The sequence below is a fragment of the Leisingera caerulea DSM 24564 genome (assembly GCF_000473325.1).
In the GTDB taxonomy this organism is placed as follows: Bacteria; Pseudomonadota; Alphaproteobacteria; order Rhodobacterales; family Rhodobacteraceae; genus Leisingera; species Leisingera caerulea.
In genome coordinates this window covers 214,366-229,951 of record NZ_AXBI01000019.1, presented here as the reverse complement: position 1 = coordinate 229,951, position 15,586 = coordinate 214,366, and the positions used below count along the sequence as shown (strand labels likewise).

7 protein-coding genes and 1 pseudogene are annotated in these 15,586 nt (G+C 64.9%); 4 read left to right on the top strand and 4 right to left on the bottom strand.

Annotation, left to right across the window (positions count from 1 at the left end; genetic code table 11):
* Positions 1-4: 4 nt before the first annotated feature.
* Together CAER_RS27290 and CAER_RS0103170 are read left to right on the top strand one after the other, a co-directional pair.
* Positions 5-1,312 (top strand): annotated as a pseudogene (locus CAER_RS27290) (methyl-accepting chemotaxis protein); the annotation flags it as partial.
* Between the two features lie 538 nt (positions 1,313-1,850).
* Positions 1,851-4,094 carry a methyl-accepting chemotaxis protein gene (locus CAER_RS0103170; RefSeq protein ID WP_027234053.1) on the top strand — a complete coding sequence of 748 codons (2,244 nt, stop codon included), beginning with the start codon at positions 1,851-1,853 and terminating at the stop codon, positions 4,092-4,094.
* 183 nt (positions 4,095-4,277) lie between these two features.
* On the opposite strand, the gene CAER_RS0103165 is transcribed toward CAER_RS0103170, so the two are convergent.
* From CAER_RS0103165 to CAER_RS0103145, 4 genes are all read right to left on the bottom strand, one after another.
* Positions 4,278-4,916 carry a heme oxygenase-like domain-containing protein gene (locus CAER_RS0103165; protein ID WP_027234052.1) on the bottom strand — a complete coding sequence of 213 codons (639 nt, stop codon included), beginning with the start codon at positions 4,914-4,916 and terminating at the stop codon, positions 4,278-4,280.
* Positions 4,913-7,138 (bottom strand): ATP-binding protein, encoded by a 2,226-nt coding sequence (locus CAER_RS0103160; protein ID WP_027234051.1) that lies wholly within the window; start codon positions 7,136-7,138, stop codon positions 4,913-4,915. The genes CAER_RS0103165 and CAER_RS0103160 overlap by 4 nt, the downstream gene beginning before the upstream one ends.
* 402 nt (positions 7,139-7,540) lie before the next feature.
* Entirely contained in the window at positions 7,541-10,333 is a 2,793-nt protein-coding gene (locus CAER_RS0103150; protein WP_027234050.1) for a bifunctional aconitate hydratase 2/2-methylisocitrate dehydratase, read from the bottom strand.
* 262 nt (positions 10,334-10,595) lie between these two features.
* Positions 10,596-11,486 (bottom strand): LysR family transcriptional regulator, encoded by an 891-nt coding sequence (locus CAER_RS0103145; RefSeq protein WP_027234049.1) that lies wholly within the window; start codon positions 11,484-11,486, stop codon positions 10,596-10,598.
* 115 nt (positions 11,487-11,601) lie between these two features.
* On the opposite strand from CAER_RS0103145, the gene CAER_RS0103140 reads away from it, so the two are divergent.
* Positions 11,602-13,152: a proton-conducting transporter transmembrane domain-containing protein gene (locus tag CAER_RS0103140; RefSeq protein WP_027234048.1), complete on the top strand. Its 1,551-nt coding sequence runs from the start codon at positions 11,602-11,604 to the stop codon at positions 13,150-13,152.
* Positions 13,153-13,165: 13 nt separating this feature from the next.
* Positions 13,166-15,574, top strand: a complete 2,409-nt coding sequence (locus CAER_RS0103135) for a YbcC family protein (RefSeq protein WP_027234047.1) — start codon at positions 13,166-13,168, stop codon at positions 15,572-15,574.
* Positions 15,575-15,586: the final 12 nt, after the last annotated feature.

The window sequence follows — 15,586 nt, the reverse complement described above, 5'->3', positions numbered from 1 at the left end:
TCAGATCCTCGCCGCTCTGACACTCGCAGGCGCGGTCCTGCTGGCAGCGCTCGCCGTTGCGGCGCGCTCGGCCATCCTCCCTCTCCGGCAGATCGGCGCGGGCCTCCAAGCCGTCAACGCGGGCGATCTGGACCGGGACATCGGGCAGACAGGCCGCAAGGACGAGATCGGCGCCATCGGGCGCGCCATCGCGGAGATGCAAGAGAGCCTGAAGGCCGCCCGCTCTGCACAAGAGGACCGGCGCGGGGCGAAGGTGCAGCAGGCGCAGCAGCAGGAAGTGGTCGATGCCCTGCGCACCGGGCTGTCCCGCCTGTCCAGGGGGGATTTCAGCTATCAGATCACAGACCCCTTCCCGGCAGAGCATGACGGGCTGCGCACGGACTTCAACCTGACCGCCAGCACGTTGAGCTCCACCGTGGCCCAGGTTGTCGAAGCGTCCAGAAGCATCCGCAGCGGCGCCGCTGAAATCAGCCAGGCCTCCGACGACCTGTCGCACCGCACCGAAAGCCAGGCCGCGACGCTGGAGCAGACCGCCGCGGCGCTGGATCAGCTGACGGCATCGGTCAAATCCGCCGCCGAAGGCGCCCGCAGTGTCGAGGCCACGATGGAAGAGGCCCGCACCGAAGCCGAGGGCAACCACGAGGTTGTGCAGGACGCCGTGGCCGCAATGGCAGAGATCGAGCAGAGCTCGAACCGGATTTCCAAGATCCTCGGCGTGATCGACGACATCGCCTTTCAGACCAGCCTGCTTGCGCTCAACGCAGGCGTCGAGGCGGCCCGCGCAGGCGAGGCGGGCAAGGGCTTTGCCGTGGTCGCCGCCGAAGTGCGGGCGCTGGCACAGCGCTCTGCCGATGCCGCCACCGAGATCAAGACATTGATCGGCGACAGCTCCAGCCATGTGCAGCAGGGGGTCGATCTGGTCGGCAAGGCCGGCGGCGCGCTGCAAAGCATTGTCGAGCGGGTGACCCAGATTTCCCAGCTGGTCTCCGGCATTGCCCAGGGCGCGGCGGAACAATCGACCGGGCTGAGTGAGATCAACGCCGGCGTCACCCAGCTTGATCAGGTGACCCAGCAGAATGCCGCGATGGTGGAACAGGCCACCGCGGCCGGCCACATGCTGAACTCCGATGCCGCCAAGCTGGCAGAACTGGTGGCGGGCTTCCAGGCCGCAGACGGCCAGGCGGCCCCTGCCGCCGCACCCGCCGCTCCGCCTCCGCCAACGGCGCACGGGGAGGACACCTGGGAGGTCCAGGCCAGCCCGGCCCCTGCAGCGGCGGCAGCCGCCGCCCGCAATCTCTGGCAGGATTTTTAAACCGCAGCCCAGCCCCGCCTGCTGCTGCCAGCGGTCACCTCCGCGCTGCACCAGCCCGGACAATCAAACGGCCCGCGCTTGGGCGCAGGCATCAGTGACGCAGGCCTGCGCCCGGCGGCCACTCTTGGCCAGACCCGCGGCAATGTTCGCCCCCTTAACGATGCCGACTGCAAACAAGCATCCGCCAGAAGGTTACCCCTTGCGCAGCCGCAGCCTATCCGCCGGCCCCCAGTCTCCGCGGACTGCTTTTGCAAGATCATCAAATCTGAATATGACCAGACTAGCCGTTTTGCGTCACCATCCTCCGGACGTTTCGAAAAGATGCAAACGGAATGCCGATAATAATATAGGGTATCACCTCCTGTTCTGCGCATTCTGCCGCACTTCAAATTTGCGGCATAAATTTCCACTCATTTCCGGAAAACTTCATTTATGGTGCCATTGCGGTACACACTTTTTCAGGACTTTGCTGATTAACACTCCTGTATGCGCCCCTCTCAGACCAGGGCGCGACGCCGATTGCAGGAGACTTTCGCCAATGCCCCGGACCACGAAACTGCCGCTGAAACTGAAACTGCCGATGATCATGGTGGCGCTGACGGGCGCGTTTCTCGTCACCGTGTCCCTGCTGGTCTATTCAATGGCAGAGCGCAGCATCCGGGAAAACGCCTTTGCCGCGCAGGAGATTGAGGCCAAGTCCGGCGCCCAGGCGCTGGAGTTCCTGATCAAGGCCGCACGGTCAGATGTGTCGAGCCTGGCCGGACAGCCGGCCGTGTTCCGGGCGATCGGCAACTTCGAGCGGGTGATCGGCATGGTCGAGGAAGACGACCCCGTCGCCTATCTGAAACAGACCTACGCAGAGGCGAACCCGCATCCCGCGGACCAGCGGGAGGAACTGACGGACGCAGGCGACGGCAGCTATTACAACCAGTCGCATACCACCTATCACCCCACCTTTCTGCAAAGCCTGCGCCTCAACGGCTATCAGGACCTCTACCTGATCAGCGCCAAGGGGCAGGTGGTGTATTCGGTGAAAAAGCAGGGCGATTTCCTGACGGATATTCAGCCTGGTTCGGACAGCGGGCTGGCCCAGGTGTTTCAGGCCGCCCTGCAGGCCGAGGCCGGCACCGTTGTGGCAGCGGATTATGCCGCCTACAGCCACAGCGCAGAGGGCGTCGCAGCCTTCATGGCCGCCCCGGTGTTCTCCAAACGCAAGGAGGTGGTCGGGGTGATCGCGGTGCAGCTGGGAACGGCGGGGGTTGTCAACGCGCTGACCAGCAACCTGTCGGGCGGCAGCCATCAGAATATCTTTGTGGTCAGCAGCGATGGTCTGGCCCGCAGCCCGTCGTCCGCGGCAGGGCTGTTCCCGGTGCTGCAGGCAATGCCGGACACACCGCAGATCCAGGCCGCCAGGGCACGGGAAGCCGGCCAGTTCGAAGGCGTGGCCTCCTCGCTTGGCGAGCGCGCCTTAGCCTTGGTGATGCCGCTGGATCTGCCGGGGTTTGACTGGTCACTGGTGCTGGAAACGGATGAGCATACCGCCTTTGCCGTGGTCGAACGGATCCGCCTGACGGCCGCCGGGCTGATCGGCGCGGCGCTGCTGGCGGCCATTGGCGTATCCTGGCTTGCGGCCCGCAGCGTCACCCGGCCGATCCACGCGCTGCGCGAAGCCACCAATGCGCTGGCGGACAGCAATTACGAGACTGCAATCAGCGGCCGCGACCGCGGCGACGAACTGGGCGACCTGGCGCGAAGCCTCGACAGCTTCCGCGGCAAGCTGAAAGACGCGGACGAGGCCGCCGCGCGCGAGGTGGAGGCGGCGCGCCATACCGCGGCGGTGGTCGACAGCATGAGCGCGGCGCTGTCCGAATTGCAGCGCGGCAACCTGGCCTGTGACATCCAGGCCCCGTTTGCGGGCCAGTACGAGGCGCTGCGGGAAAACTTCAACCGCAGCCTCGAGAAACTGCGCAGTTCAATGGCTCAGGTTGTCGGCGCTGCGGAGAATGTCGGCCGTTTCTCCGAAGAGCAGCGCGGCGCCGCCACGGAAATGGCGCACCGGACCGAAAGCCAGGCGGCGACGCTGGAGGAAACCGCCGGCGCGATCCGCGAACTGACGGAAGGCATCCGCTCGACCGCGGAACGGGCGGGCAAGATGGATGAAACCATGCGCGGCGCCCGCAGCGAGGCGGAACAGAGCACCGAGGTGGTGACGTCAGCTGTGGAGGCGATGGACCAGATTCAGGAAGCCTCGTCGGAAATCTCCAAGATCATCAACATGATCGACGACATTGCCTTCCAGACCAACCTGCTGGCGCTGAACGCCGGGGTAGAGGCCGCACGGGCGGGTCCGGCCGGAGCCGGGTTTGCCGTGGTCGCCTCCGAAGTGCGGGCCCTGGCGCAGCGAGCCTCCAATGCGGCCGGGCAGATCAAGGGGCTGACCAGCGCCAGCGAGGAGCATGTGGCCAATGGGGTCTCGATGGTCGGCCGTGCCGGTGATGCCCTGACCAGCATCATCGAGCAGGTGTCGGCGGTGTCCGGCCTGGTTACCGACATTGCTGACGGCGTGCGCGCCCAGTCCCGCGGGCTGGAAAAGATTGATGGCGCCATGCATCAGCTTGACAGCATGACCCAGCAGAACGCGGCCATGTCAGAAGAAGCCGCGGCGGCCAGCCAGCTGCTGCAGAACGAATCCCACAGCCTGACAGGGATTGTCGGCAGCTTCGAACTGGGCGCTGTCGGCCCCGCAGCCCGTCACGCTGCCCCGCAGCGTCTGAGTGCCTGATGCAGCCGGCCGCAGCCCCGCGGGCTTGTCCGGCGGCCGCCCTGCACCGCCGGGATTAAAAGCCCGCCGCTTCGGGCCACAGTCCGGGGTCCCGGCGCGCAACCTGGATCCGGACAGGCGGCTCACAGACTGAAGACGCAGCTGCGCTTGGCCCCGTTCCGGCAGGCCGGCCGCAGCCGACGCCTACCTTGAGGCCGATTGCCAGGCTTGGCGGCTGGCAGGCGGGATTTTGATAGCCCCGGAGGGAATGGCGGCCCGGCAAATCTCCAGCTGAAAATCGGCGAGCAGTTTATAATTGCGGAAAACTTCCTTGGCACCCTGCGCAAGCAGCGGCAACTCGGCCGCCGGTACCGCATCAAGCAGCCGGCACAGGTACTGCCAGGCCTCCGTGTTGCGGGGCATAAGAAAGGACCGGGGAGCCGAGGGCACAGCGCGCCTGACCGACTTAGCGAGCGAGGCAGCCCCGAATGCGGAGCCATGAATGACGTAAAGCGCGCCAAGCAGGCCCGCTTCGGTTGTCAGATGCGCTTGTCCCGGCGGCGGCGGCAGGCACGCCTGATCACCCAGATCCCTCGCCAGGTCCTGAAGATGGTCCGACAAAGAAATCTCCGGCCAGATCTGCCGGCTGGCCCGGCTGGACTCGACCACCGCCGCGGCTGAATAGGTTATTGCCGCGGTTGCCCTCAGTTCCTGGCAGGTCAGATCCGGTTCCGGCAAGCGCCGGTAGAGCGGATGCTTGTGCAGGTCCAGATGCAGACGGTGCGTGGCCTCACGAAGCCACACGCGCGCGGACCGCCGGGCGGCGTCCTTCGGGCGCGTCATTGCAGCGGAGCTTTCGGCAACTCCATGACAAACCGCGCGCCGGTCTCGGAGGTCTTGTCGGCAAAGATGCGCCCGTTGTGCAACTTGACGATCTCGGCGCAGATCGACAGGCCAAAGCCGGATCCTTCGGCCTTGTCATCTGTCACCAGCCGCTGGGACGGCTCGAAAATCCGCTCCGCGTATTGCGGCGGGATGCCGGGGCCGTTGTCCTTAATCACAATGCGGTGCCAGCTGCCGTCATCCTCTGACGAGACCGCAATCCGAAGCGGCCGATCCGCAGAGCGGCCGTATTTAAGCGCATTTCCGATCAGGTTCAGGAACACCCGGATCAGCAGGTCCGGCGCGGCGACGCAGGACGGCAGGCCGTCTATCCGGACCTCGGCGTCCGCCGCCGCGATGTCATGCCCCAGCAACTCAATCGCTTGCTGCGCCAGCAGGCCCAGGTCCACAGTCACCATTTTCGGCTTTTGCTCCTGCAGGACGGCGAGTTCCAGCAGGCTTTCGGTCAGGCGCTGCAGCTTTTTCGCCTGCTGCGCGGCCAGGTGGCGATGCTCTTCAACGCTTGCGGGGTCGGCCTCATCCTCTTCCATCCATTGCAGCGCCGAGCTTATGCCCCGCAGCGGCGCCTTGAGGTCATGCGCCGCCATATGCGCAAAGCGGCGCAGCGATGAGTTTTCCTCCTTCAGGAGCAACTGGGAAGAGATGATGTCCAGAAACTCCTGGAAGATTTCGCGCGCGGCCTGCAGCTCAGCCTCCTCCCAGGGCAGGCTCTGGTCGCTATGCTCTTCGACCCATTTGTCGAACGACGTCCGCGGCCCCAGGGTGACACCCGTCTTTTCATCCGCCACCATCTTGGCATCCGGGCGCCCGGCCCAGGTCACCTTTTGCGTGATCGGCCCGCGGAACCAAATGAGCTGGCAGACCCGGTGCACCACAATCGGCTGCACCAGCACCCCGCAGGCGACGTCCTTGTAGGGCGCCGAGTCCGGATAGATCGACTGCAGCGAGATCGTCTGAAACTGATCCTCCCCGGTCAGATTGTCCTTGGTCCACCGGATCAGATTGCGGATAAACTCCGGCGGCGGCGTTTCACCGGATGTGTGCAGGTTAAGCCCGTACTGGAAGGCGAACCCGTCGGCGCGCAGGAATTTCTGCAGCACCGGGACCAGCGTTTTGATCACGTCCTCGACGTCGCCGGTCTGGCGCAGTTCGGCCGCAAAGTTGCTTTCGATCCGCCGCAGCTGCGAGATCATGTCCGCGGTTTCCGTGCGCTGCGCCTGGTCGTAGCGCAGCATCAGCGCGGTTCCGATTTCCTGTGCCAGGGCCCAGCTGTCCGAAGGCACAATCGCCTCGTCGACGTGGTGGCAGGCAATCAGGCCCCACAGCTTGCCCTTGTCCATCAGACTGCAGGAAAATGACGAGAACGCCCCGATGTTGCGAAGATAGGCGGTGTGCATCGCAGAGACTGCGCGCCCCATCGACCAGGTCATGTCCAGCTCACCGGCGTGACCGGCCAGCGCGCGGATCGGCACGTTTTCGTCCTGGACCGACCCGACGAACCGGTGGGGCACGATGGTCATCAGTTCCCGGACCTGCTTGGGGATATCGGTATCGGGAAAGTGCATTCCCAGCATCGACTCCATCCGGTCGTCCCGCGATTCCGCGATTGTTGAACCTGACCAGTCGGGCAGGAAGCGGTAGATCTTGACCCGGGACATGCCTGTCAGATCGCGCACCGCATTGGCGGCAACCTGCATCGCCTCCTCGAAGGTCACAGCGCCCATGATCTGCGAACAGGCCGAACCGCAGCGCCGCATCCGTTTCCGCACCAGGGACGCCGACGGCGCTTCGTTGCGGATGAACTCGACAAAGCGGCGGCCCGCGTGCGTGTGGGTGACGACATCATAGACAGCGCCATCCGCCTCAAACTGCGCATCAAGGATTTCGTGGGAAATGTGCGGGCTGTCCGTCAATTCGGCCAGCTGCCCGGAGATATCCTCCGAAACGGTCTCGATACCCGCGCCAAGCAAGGCGTCAGCTGGCATTCCAATGATTTCATGGAGGTTTTCTGACACGCCAACGATGCGGCCATCGGCATGGTCCAGAACCAGCAGGCCGGTGCCCTTCTGGATCATTCCGATCATATGGACCGGTTCACGGTCGCAGGTGTCGAGATTGGTCGCCGGGGTCCGTTCAAAGAATCTGGAGAGAGAAAGGTTCATGAGCTGTACCTCGTTGGACCTTTTTCACCTTAAAGAAGGAGTATGAAAAAGCAATTACCGTTTAACGTGTATTGCTTCCACGGGGGCCAGCGCCCGGGCCTGCTGCAGAGTCCAGTGCCGCTCGACCAAACTAACTATGTTATTTCATACACTTAGCAGCACACCTTTGCGCGAGTCGGGCCCGGCACCTGCCGCAATCCGGCAAAGCCGCGCCAGTCAGTCTTCACTCATCAATTAACATAATCATGATTACAGGCGCCCGAGGCCGCGGCGGGTGGAGGTCAAACCCGGCCGGTTCCTGAAAGTCTCGCCGCAGGGCAAGGGTTTGCACCTGCCCGGCGGCGCGGGGGTTTTCAGCCGCCGCGAACCGCGGCGGCTGAAGCCCAAAGGTAACAGCCGGCGTCAGAAATGAACCGAGCGCGCGCCAGCGGGTTTTTCCAGCGGCGGTGCGAACTTGGTCAGGTCGATCCCCTCCACGGCGGACTTGTACTCGTCCATGCTCGGGGTTCTGCCCAGGATCGCCGACAGGACAACAACCGGCGTCGAGGCCAGCAGGGACTCGCCCTTCTTGTCTGCGCTGTCTTCCACGACGCGGCCCTGGAACAGGCGCGTGGACGTGGCCAGAACCGTGTCGCCCTTGGCGGCCTTCTCCTGGTTGCCCATGCAGAGGTTGCAGCCCGGACGCTCCAGATACAGGATGTTCTCGTATTCGGTGCGCGCCTTGCTTTTCGGCATCAGGTCGTCGAACTCAAAGCCCGAGTAGCGCTGCAGGATTTCCCAGTCGCCCTCTTCCTTCAGCTCATCAATGATGTTGTAGGTCGGCGCCGCGACAACCAGCGGCGCGTTGAATGCGACCTTGCCGGATTTCTTCTCCAGGTTCTTCAGCATTTGCGCGACGATCTTCATGTCGCCCTTGTGCACCATGCAGGAGCCGACAAAGCCCAGGTCGACCTTCTTGTCGCCGCCGTAATAGGACACGGGGCGGATGGTGTCGTGGGTGTAGCGCTTGGAGACATCCGCGTTGTTCACGTCGGGGTCCGCGATCATCGGCTCGTCGATTGCGTCCAGGTCCACGACGACTTCGGCGAAATACTTGGCATTGCCGTCCGGCGCCAGGGCCGGGTTTTCGCCGGACTTGATTTCGGCGATGCGCTTGTCGGCCTTGTCGATCAGGCCCTGCAGGGTGCCGGCCTCGTTGTCCATGCCCTTGTCGATCATCACCTGGATGCGCGACTTTGCCAGTTCCAGCGAGCCCACCAGCGTGTCGTCGTTGGAGATGCAGATGGAGGCCTTCGCCTTCATCTCTGCGGTCCAGTCGGTAAAGGTGAACGCCTGGTCAGCCAGCAGGGTGCCGATGTGCACCTCGATCACGCGGCCCTGAAAAACGTTGTCGCCGTGCTGCTGCAGCATCTGCGCCTGGGTGGCGTGCACCACGTCGCGGAAGTCCATGTGGTCCTTCATACGGCCCTTGAACGTCACCTTGACGGACTCGGGGATCGGCATGGTGGCCTCGCCGGTTGCCAGCGCCAGCGCCACGGTGCCGGAGTCGGCACCGAAGGCCACGCCCTTGGACATGCGGGTGTGGCTGTCGCCGCCGATGGTGATGTCCCAGTCATCCACGGTGATGTCGTTCAGCACCTTGTGGATCACGTCGGTCATCGAGTGATAGACGCCCTTCGGGTCCCGCGCCGTGATCAGGCCGAACTTGTTCATGAATTTCATGAGCTTGGGAATGTTGGCCTGCGCTTTCAGATCCCAGACCGAGGCGGTGTGGCAGCCGGACTGATAGGCCCCGTCCACGGTCGGCGAGATGACGGTCGCGGCCATCGACTCCAGCTCCTGCGCGGTCATCAGGCCGGTGGTGTCCTGGGAGCCGACGATGTTGACCTTCACGCGGGCGTCAGACCCTGCGTGCAGGACCGTATCCCCAGCCACGCCAACAGCGTTCTTGTTAAAGATCTTCTCGACCGCGGTCAGGCCCTGGCCCTCATGCGACACCACCTTGGACGGCGCAAAGACCTGTGCCGGCTCAACGCCCAGGGTCTCGGCCGCAAAGCTTTGCAGCTTCTTGCCGAACACGATGGCATAGGAGCCGCCGGCCTTCATGAATTCGACCTTCTGCGGGGTGAAGGCAGAGGAGACATCCGCCAGCTCTTCGCCGGTCTCAGCGCGGCAGAGCTTCTTGGTCTTGGTGTTGATCGACAGAACGGTGCCCGTTTCGACAGAGTACTTCTGCTCCAGGATCGGGTTGCCGTCGTTGTTCAGAATCGGATTGCCGTCGGAGTCCGTTTTCTTGACCCAGTTCTTCAGGTCGAGCCCGATGCCGCCGGTCACGCCGACGGTGGTCAGGAAAATGGGAGAGATGCCATTGGTGCCTGCGACAACCGGCGCAATGTTCACGAACGGCACATAGGGGCTGGCCTTCTTGCCGGTCCACAGGGCGACGTTGTTGACCCCGGACATGCGGGAGGACCCGACGCCCATCGTGCCCTTCTCCGCAACCAGCATCACGCGCTTGCCCGGGTGCTGCAGCTTCAGCGCCTCGATTTCCTGCTGGGCCTTCTCGGAAATCAGGCATTTGCCGTGCAGTTCCCGGTCCGAACGGCTGTGCGCCTGATTGCCCGGCGACAGCAGGTCGGTGGAGATATCGCCCTCGGCAGCGACATAGGTGACGACGTCGATCTTTTCGTCAATGTCCGGAAGCTTGGTGAAAAACTCTGCCTTTGCATAGCTTTCCAGAATGTCCTTGGCGATGCCGTTCCCGGCTGCATACGCCTGCTTCAGACGGTCGGTGTCTGCCTCATACAGGAAGACCTGCGTCTTCAGCACCTCAGCCGCCTGTTCCGCCACCGCGGCATCCTCGCCAAGCGCCAGATCCAGCAGCACCTCAACCGACGGGCCGCCTTTCATGTGGGACAGCAGCTCGAACGCGAAACCGGTGGAGATTTCCGGAACCTCGGCCTGGCCCAGGATGATCTCTTTCAGGAACTTCGCCTTGACGCCTGCGGCGCTCGTGGTGCCGGGCAGGGTGTTGTAGATCAGATAGTTCAGGGAGTCGTCGCGGTGCGCGTTTCCGGTGTCCCTGATTTGCGCGATCAGCTCTTCAACCAGCGCGCCATCGTCGATGGGCTTGGGGTTCAAACCCTGCTCTTTGCGGGTTTCGATCTCATTGAGGTAGTCTGTGTAAAGGCTCATGGCTGTCCCGGCGAGTAAGCGTTATAAGAAGCTTGCACCCCGGGTCCGGCAGCCGCTGCCAACACCCCGGATGCTATTTGTATGCCGCGGTATACGAAAAGATCCGGCTTGGCAATATGGCGGTGAGTGGCAAGTTGACCCACGCGCCCTGCCCCGGCACAGCGCTGCGGGCCCGCGGCCTCGTATCCGGCAGCGGATTGCCAGAGTGAAGCATTTTTTCAAACGTGACGAATCCCCGCAGCGGCCCTGACCGGTCAGAGGCTCAGGGCAGCGGTGCCGGATCAAAGCTGCTCGCCAGCAGCTCCTGCACAACCGGGTTGGGAAACCGGCGGCGCAGGGTGATGGCGTAAAACGTCTCCCTGATCCGCGGATGCTCCCGGGCTTCCACCAGCCGCCCGGAGGTCAACTCATCCTGAACCACAATCGGCGCCACCAGGGCCAGGCCGATGTTTTCCCGCGCCAGCAGGCGCATCATCGCCATATCATCCACCTCTGCCGCCACTTGCGGGCGCACCGACAGCCGGCTGGCCATGGCATCGAAGGCTGTGCGCAGGGTGTTGTCGGTGGTGGGCAGAATAAACGGGTGTTCGCCAAGCAGTTCACGGATAGGCCGGTCCGGGTCGAACCGTTCCGGGGAGCCAACGATGCTGACGGCCTGTTCGGCGATCTGATGGGTTTCATAGGGCGCCAGACTGTCGTCCGGCGGCTCCCGGTTCATCAGCACCAGATCCAGGTTGAGCGTGCCCAGCCCCTCCAGCAGTTCCGCCGGGCTGCCGGAGCGCAGGATCACCTCAACATCCGTCCGCGCCAGGATCGGGCGCAGGAAACCGATCTGGAAATTACGGGACAAGGTGGCCAGCGCCCCCACGCGCAGCGCCTGACGGGTGCGGCCTGTCTCCTGCAATGTGGCGACCAGTTCCTGCCCGGCGGTAAAGATCGCATCCGCATGGTCCAGGGCGATCCGGCCCGCCTCGGTCAGATGCAATTGCCGCCCGCGGCGCTCGAACAGGGCATGGCCCAGACGTTCCTCCAGCTGCTTGATCTGAACGGACAAGGCAGATTGCGACAGGTTCAGCTGCTGCGCGGTCCGGGTCAGGTTCCCGTCGTGCGCAACCGCCCAGAAATAGCGGAGGTGGTGATAGTTCAGCGGCATATCGTTCTATTTATTAGAACACAATCAAACAAACAATGAATTTTTTATAACTAAAAACTTGCCCTATCTCCTTCTGGAACGCGATTCCGCCTGCTGAGACCAAGGAAATTGAACCATGAGTCACCTGTTTCTGCCACTTCTAAGCCCGCTTATCCTGCTGGCCGCCGCGGTCTATGCGCGCCAGACACCTGGCCGCCGCCCCGCCCTGCTGCCCCGCTTGGCCGAATGGTCCGCGCTTGCCGCCTTTGCCGTCTCGGCCCTCTCAGCCGTCCTGCTGCTGCTTCACGGCCCGGGAAACTCGGCGCTGATCGGCCTGTGGGGCGTGGGGATTTCCGTCCGGCTGGACGCGGTCAGTGCCACCATGCTGGTGCTGGTAAGCTTCATCGGCTGGATCGTCATGCGCTACGCGGCCACCTATATGGACGGCGAAGCGCGCCAGGGCGCGTTTACCGGCTGGATGTCGGCGACCTTGGCCGCGGTTCTGCTGCTGGTGATGTCGGGCAACCTTATTCAGCTTCTGGCGGCCTGGGTGGCAACCAGCCTGCTGCTGAACCGCCTGCTTCTGTTTTATCCGGAGCGCACCACCGCCCGGCGCGCCGCACGCAAAAAGGCCGTTGTTGCGCGGGCAAGCGAATTCGCGCTGGCAGGCGCGGTGCTGCTGCTGGTGCTGGGCTACGGCACGTCCGACATCTCCGCGATCCTGGCCGCCGCGCAGCCGGGCCCGGCGACGGTTGCCGCGGCGCTGCTGGTTGCCCTGGCGGCGGTGCTGGCCTCGGCGCAGTTTCCGGCCCACGGCTGGCTGACCGAGGTGATGGAGGCCCCGACCCCGGTTTCGGCGCTGCTGCATGCGGGTGTCATCAACGCGGGCGGCTTCCTGCTGATCCGGTTTGCCGATGTGATGCTGGCCGCGCCGGGTGTTATGGCGCTGCTGGTGATGCTGGGCGGCTTCACCGCGCTGTTCGGCGGGCTGGTGATGCTGACCCAAGCCGCGGTCAAGACCTCGCTGGCGTGGTCCACGATCGCGCAGATGGGCTTTATGGTCATGCAATGCGGCCTGGCACTGTTCCCGCTGGCCCTGCTGCACATCGTGGCGCATTCGCTGTATAAGGCGCACGCCTTCCTCAGCGCGGGCGAGGCGGTCCGCAATGTTGCCGCCATCCGCCGCCCTGGCCCGGTCGCGGTGCCAAGCGCCCGCAACGTGCTGCAGGCCTTTGCCATCGGCATTGTGATGTACGGGCTGATCGGCGCGGTCTTCGGCTTTGACGGCAAGTCGGTTCAGGCCATCGCCCTGGGTGTGATCCTGATCTTCGGCGTCGCCTACATCCTGGCACAAGGTTTTGCCGATGCAGCCCCCGGCGCGCTGACCCGCCGCACCGTGATCTATGCCTCCGCAACCTCGGTGGGCTACTTCCTGCTGCAATCTGCAGCCCTGCACATGACGGCCGGCACGCTGCCCCCGGCCCCCGCCCCGGGCCCGCTGGAATGGGCACTGATCGTTCTGGCGCTGCTCAGCTTCGGCGCGGTTGCCGTGGCGCAGGCAACCTTCCCGCTCTGGGCCACGCATCCGGCCGCCTCCGGCCTGCGCGTGCATCTGTCCAACGGGCTTTACGCAAACGCGATCTTCGACAGGCTGCTGGACGGCTGGTCGAACCGGAAAACCGCCTGAAACGGAGCGAGACATGTTTACCAAGCACGAAACCTACCCCGCTGCCCTGCTGGAATTTGTGGCTGAGGCGAACAAGGCGGTGAAAGCCATCCCGCCGCTGTTCCCGCTCTCATCCAGCGTTGCGGTCAACCCTTTCCTTGGCCAGACCGGTGAACCCCTGGCAGTGGCGGCCGCGCGCATGGCGCGGGTCGCCGGTGCACGGATCACGCCGGAGCGCGCGCATTGGGCGGCCAAATTCGACGCCGGAGAGATCGGCGTGGAGGATCTGCGCGATGCGCTTGCCAGTGCCGAAACCCGCTTTGGCCAGCCGGATCTGGACACCGTCAAGGCGGCGCTCAGGACCGAAAGCGCACCGCTGAGCGCGCTGCCCACGGTGGCGGAACTGGCGGCGGATGTGTCCGGCATCGACTGGCCCGGCCTGATCGAGGAGCGGATCGGCGTTTGGGCGTCCAGCCACTTCGATCAGGGACAGGCGCTGTGGCAGCCCAACCGCACCGGCGGCGCGTTCAGCGCCTGGCGCGAATTCGCCTCCCGCGATCTGACCCCGGAAATTCACGGCCTCAAGGGCTTCGGCGCCTTCGTTGCCGCCACCAACCGGTCCCACTGGCGGGCCATCGGCCGTGCGTCCGAGGCCCTCGGCGTGTCGGCCGGGGCCGCCGGCACCGCCTACCACAGGTGGCTGATCACCCTGGGCGGCTGGGCGCAGTATGCGCGCTATCTGCTGTGGCAGGCGGAACTGGACGGCAAGGCCGACAACACCGCGGCTGAGCTGCTGGCGGTCCGGATGGTCTTCGACGAGGCGCTGTTCCATCTCTACAAGGAGCAGATTGCCAGCCGCTGGGCAGAGGTTGCCGCACAGCATGAAATGCCGGTGACCCCCAGCCGGGATCTGGTCATCGACGCGGTGCTTCAGGACGCCGCCGAGCGGGCGCAGCAGCGCAAGCTTTCCGCTGTCCTGGCCTCCCGCCAGCCGCGCCGGACTGAGGGACGCCCTGCGGTGCAGGCCGCCTTCTGCATCGACGTGCGCTCCGAGGTGTTCCGCCGGATGCTGGAAGCCCAGGACGCCGGGATCGAAACCATCGGCTTCGCGGGCTTCTTCGGCCTTGCCAGCGCGCACCGCGCCGCCGGTTCGGACGTGACCGAGATCCGCGGCCCGGTCCTGCTGCAGCCCGGTGTAACCTCGCAGGCCGCCGAAGCGGACGACATTGACCGGAAGCGGCGCTATGCGGCGCGGGCCAAGCGCGCCTGGGGCCGGTTCAAACTGGCGGCGGTCTCCTCCTTTGCCTTTGTCGAGGCCACCGGCCCGCTGTATGTCAGCAAGCTGCTGCGGGACTCGCTTGGCCGCCCCGCTGGCGCCAAGCCGGACCCCGCCCCGCAGCTTGACCCTGCGATCGGTCTGGAAACCCGCGTCGGCATGGCCAAATCCGTGCTGGCCGCGATGTCCCTGACAGAGAATTTCGCGCGGATCGTGATGCTTACGGGCCACGGCGCCGATGTCACCAACAACCCGCATGAAAGCGCCCTGCAGTGCGGCGCCTGCGGCGGCCATGCCGGCGATGTGAACGCGCGCCTGCTGGCCGGGCTGCTGAATGACGCCCAGGTGCGCGAGGGGCTGCGGGGCGAAGGCATCAGCATCCCCGCCGATACGCTGTTCCTGCCGGCGCTGCACCACACCACCACCGACGCGGTCACGCTCTATGAGCAGGATCTGCCGGGGCAGGAGTGGAAGGCGGATGTCGCCCGGCTGAAGCGCTGGCTGGACGATGCCGGGCGGCTGGCCCGCAGCGAACGCGCGATCCGGCTGCCGCGGGCCAAGGGGGAAGCGGACATTGCCCGCCGGGCAAGCGACTGGGCCGAGCTGCGCCCCGAATGGGGCCTGGCCGGCTGCCAGGCGCTGATCGCCGCCCCGCGTCAGCGGACGGAGGGCGCGGACCTGTCCGGCAACACCTTCCTGCACAACTACGATTGGCAGACCGACGAGGGCTTTGGCGTGCTGGAGCTGATCATGACCGCCCCGGTGCAGGTCGCCAGCTGGATCAGCCTGCAGTACTACGGTTCCACCGTGGCGCCGGAGCTGTTCGGCGGCGGCAACAAGCTGCTGCACAATGTTGCGGGCGGCATCGGCGTGCTGGAAGGCAACGGCGGCGCCCTGCGCCCCGGGCTGCCCTGGCAGTCGGTGCACGATGGCGACGGCTTCCAGCATGACCCGCTGCGCCTGACCGTCATCATCGAAGCCCCGCGCGAGGCGATGACCGATGTCTTGAAACGGCACGCCAATGTCAGGGCGCTGTTCGACAACCGCTGGCTGTCGCTGATTGCGATGGACAGCGAAGGCAAGCTGGCCTGGCGGTATGACGGCGAACTTGAATGGTCGCCGTTCCAGCCGGAAGACCGCGGCAACCGCGCAATCGCGGCGGAGTAAGCGCGGGCGGCA

Excerpts from the sequence above, each read along its gene's own strand:
- CAER_RS0103170 (WP_027234053.1), top strand. The coding sequence starts at position 1,851 with ATGCCCCGGACCACGAAACTGCCGCTGAAACTGAAACTGCCGATGATC.
- CAER_RS0103165 (WP_027234052.1), bottom strand. The coding sequence starts at position 4,916 with ATGACGCGCCCGAAGGACGCCGCCCGGCGGTCCGCGCGCGTGTGGCTT.
- CAER_RS0103160 (WP_027234051.1), bottom strand. The coding sequence starts at position 7,138 with ATGAACCTTTCTCTCTCCAGATTCTTTGAACGGACCCCGGCGACCAAT.
- CAER_RS0103150 (WP_027234050.1), bottom strand. The coding sequence starts at position 10,333 with ATGAGCCTTTACACAGACTACCTCAATGAGATCGAAACCCGCAAAGAG.
- CAER_RS0103145 (WP_027234049.1), bottom strand. The coding sequence starts at position 11,486 with ATGCCGCTGAACTATCACCACCTCCGCTATTTCTGGGCGGTTGCGCAC.
- CAER_RS0103140 (WP_027234048.1), top strand. The coding sequence starts at position 11,602 with ATGAGTCACCTGTTTCTGCCACTTCTAAGCCCGCTTATCCTGCTGGCC.
- CAER_RS0103135 (WP_027234047.1), top strand. The coding sequence starts at position 13,166 with ATGTTTACCAAGCACGAAACCTACCCCGCTGCCCTGCTGGAATTTGTG.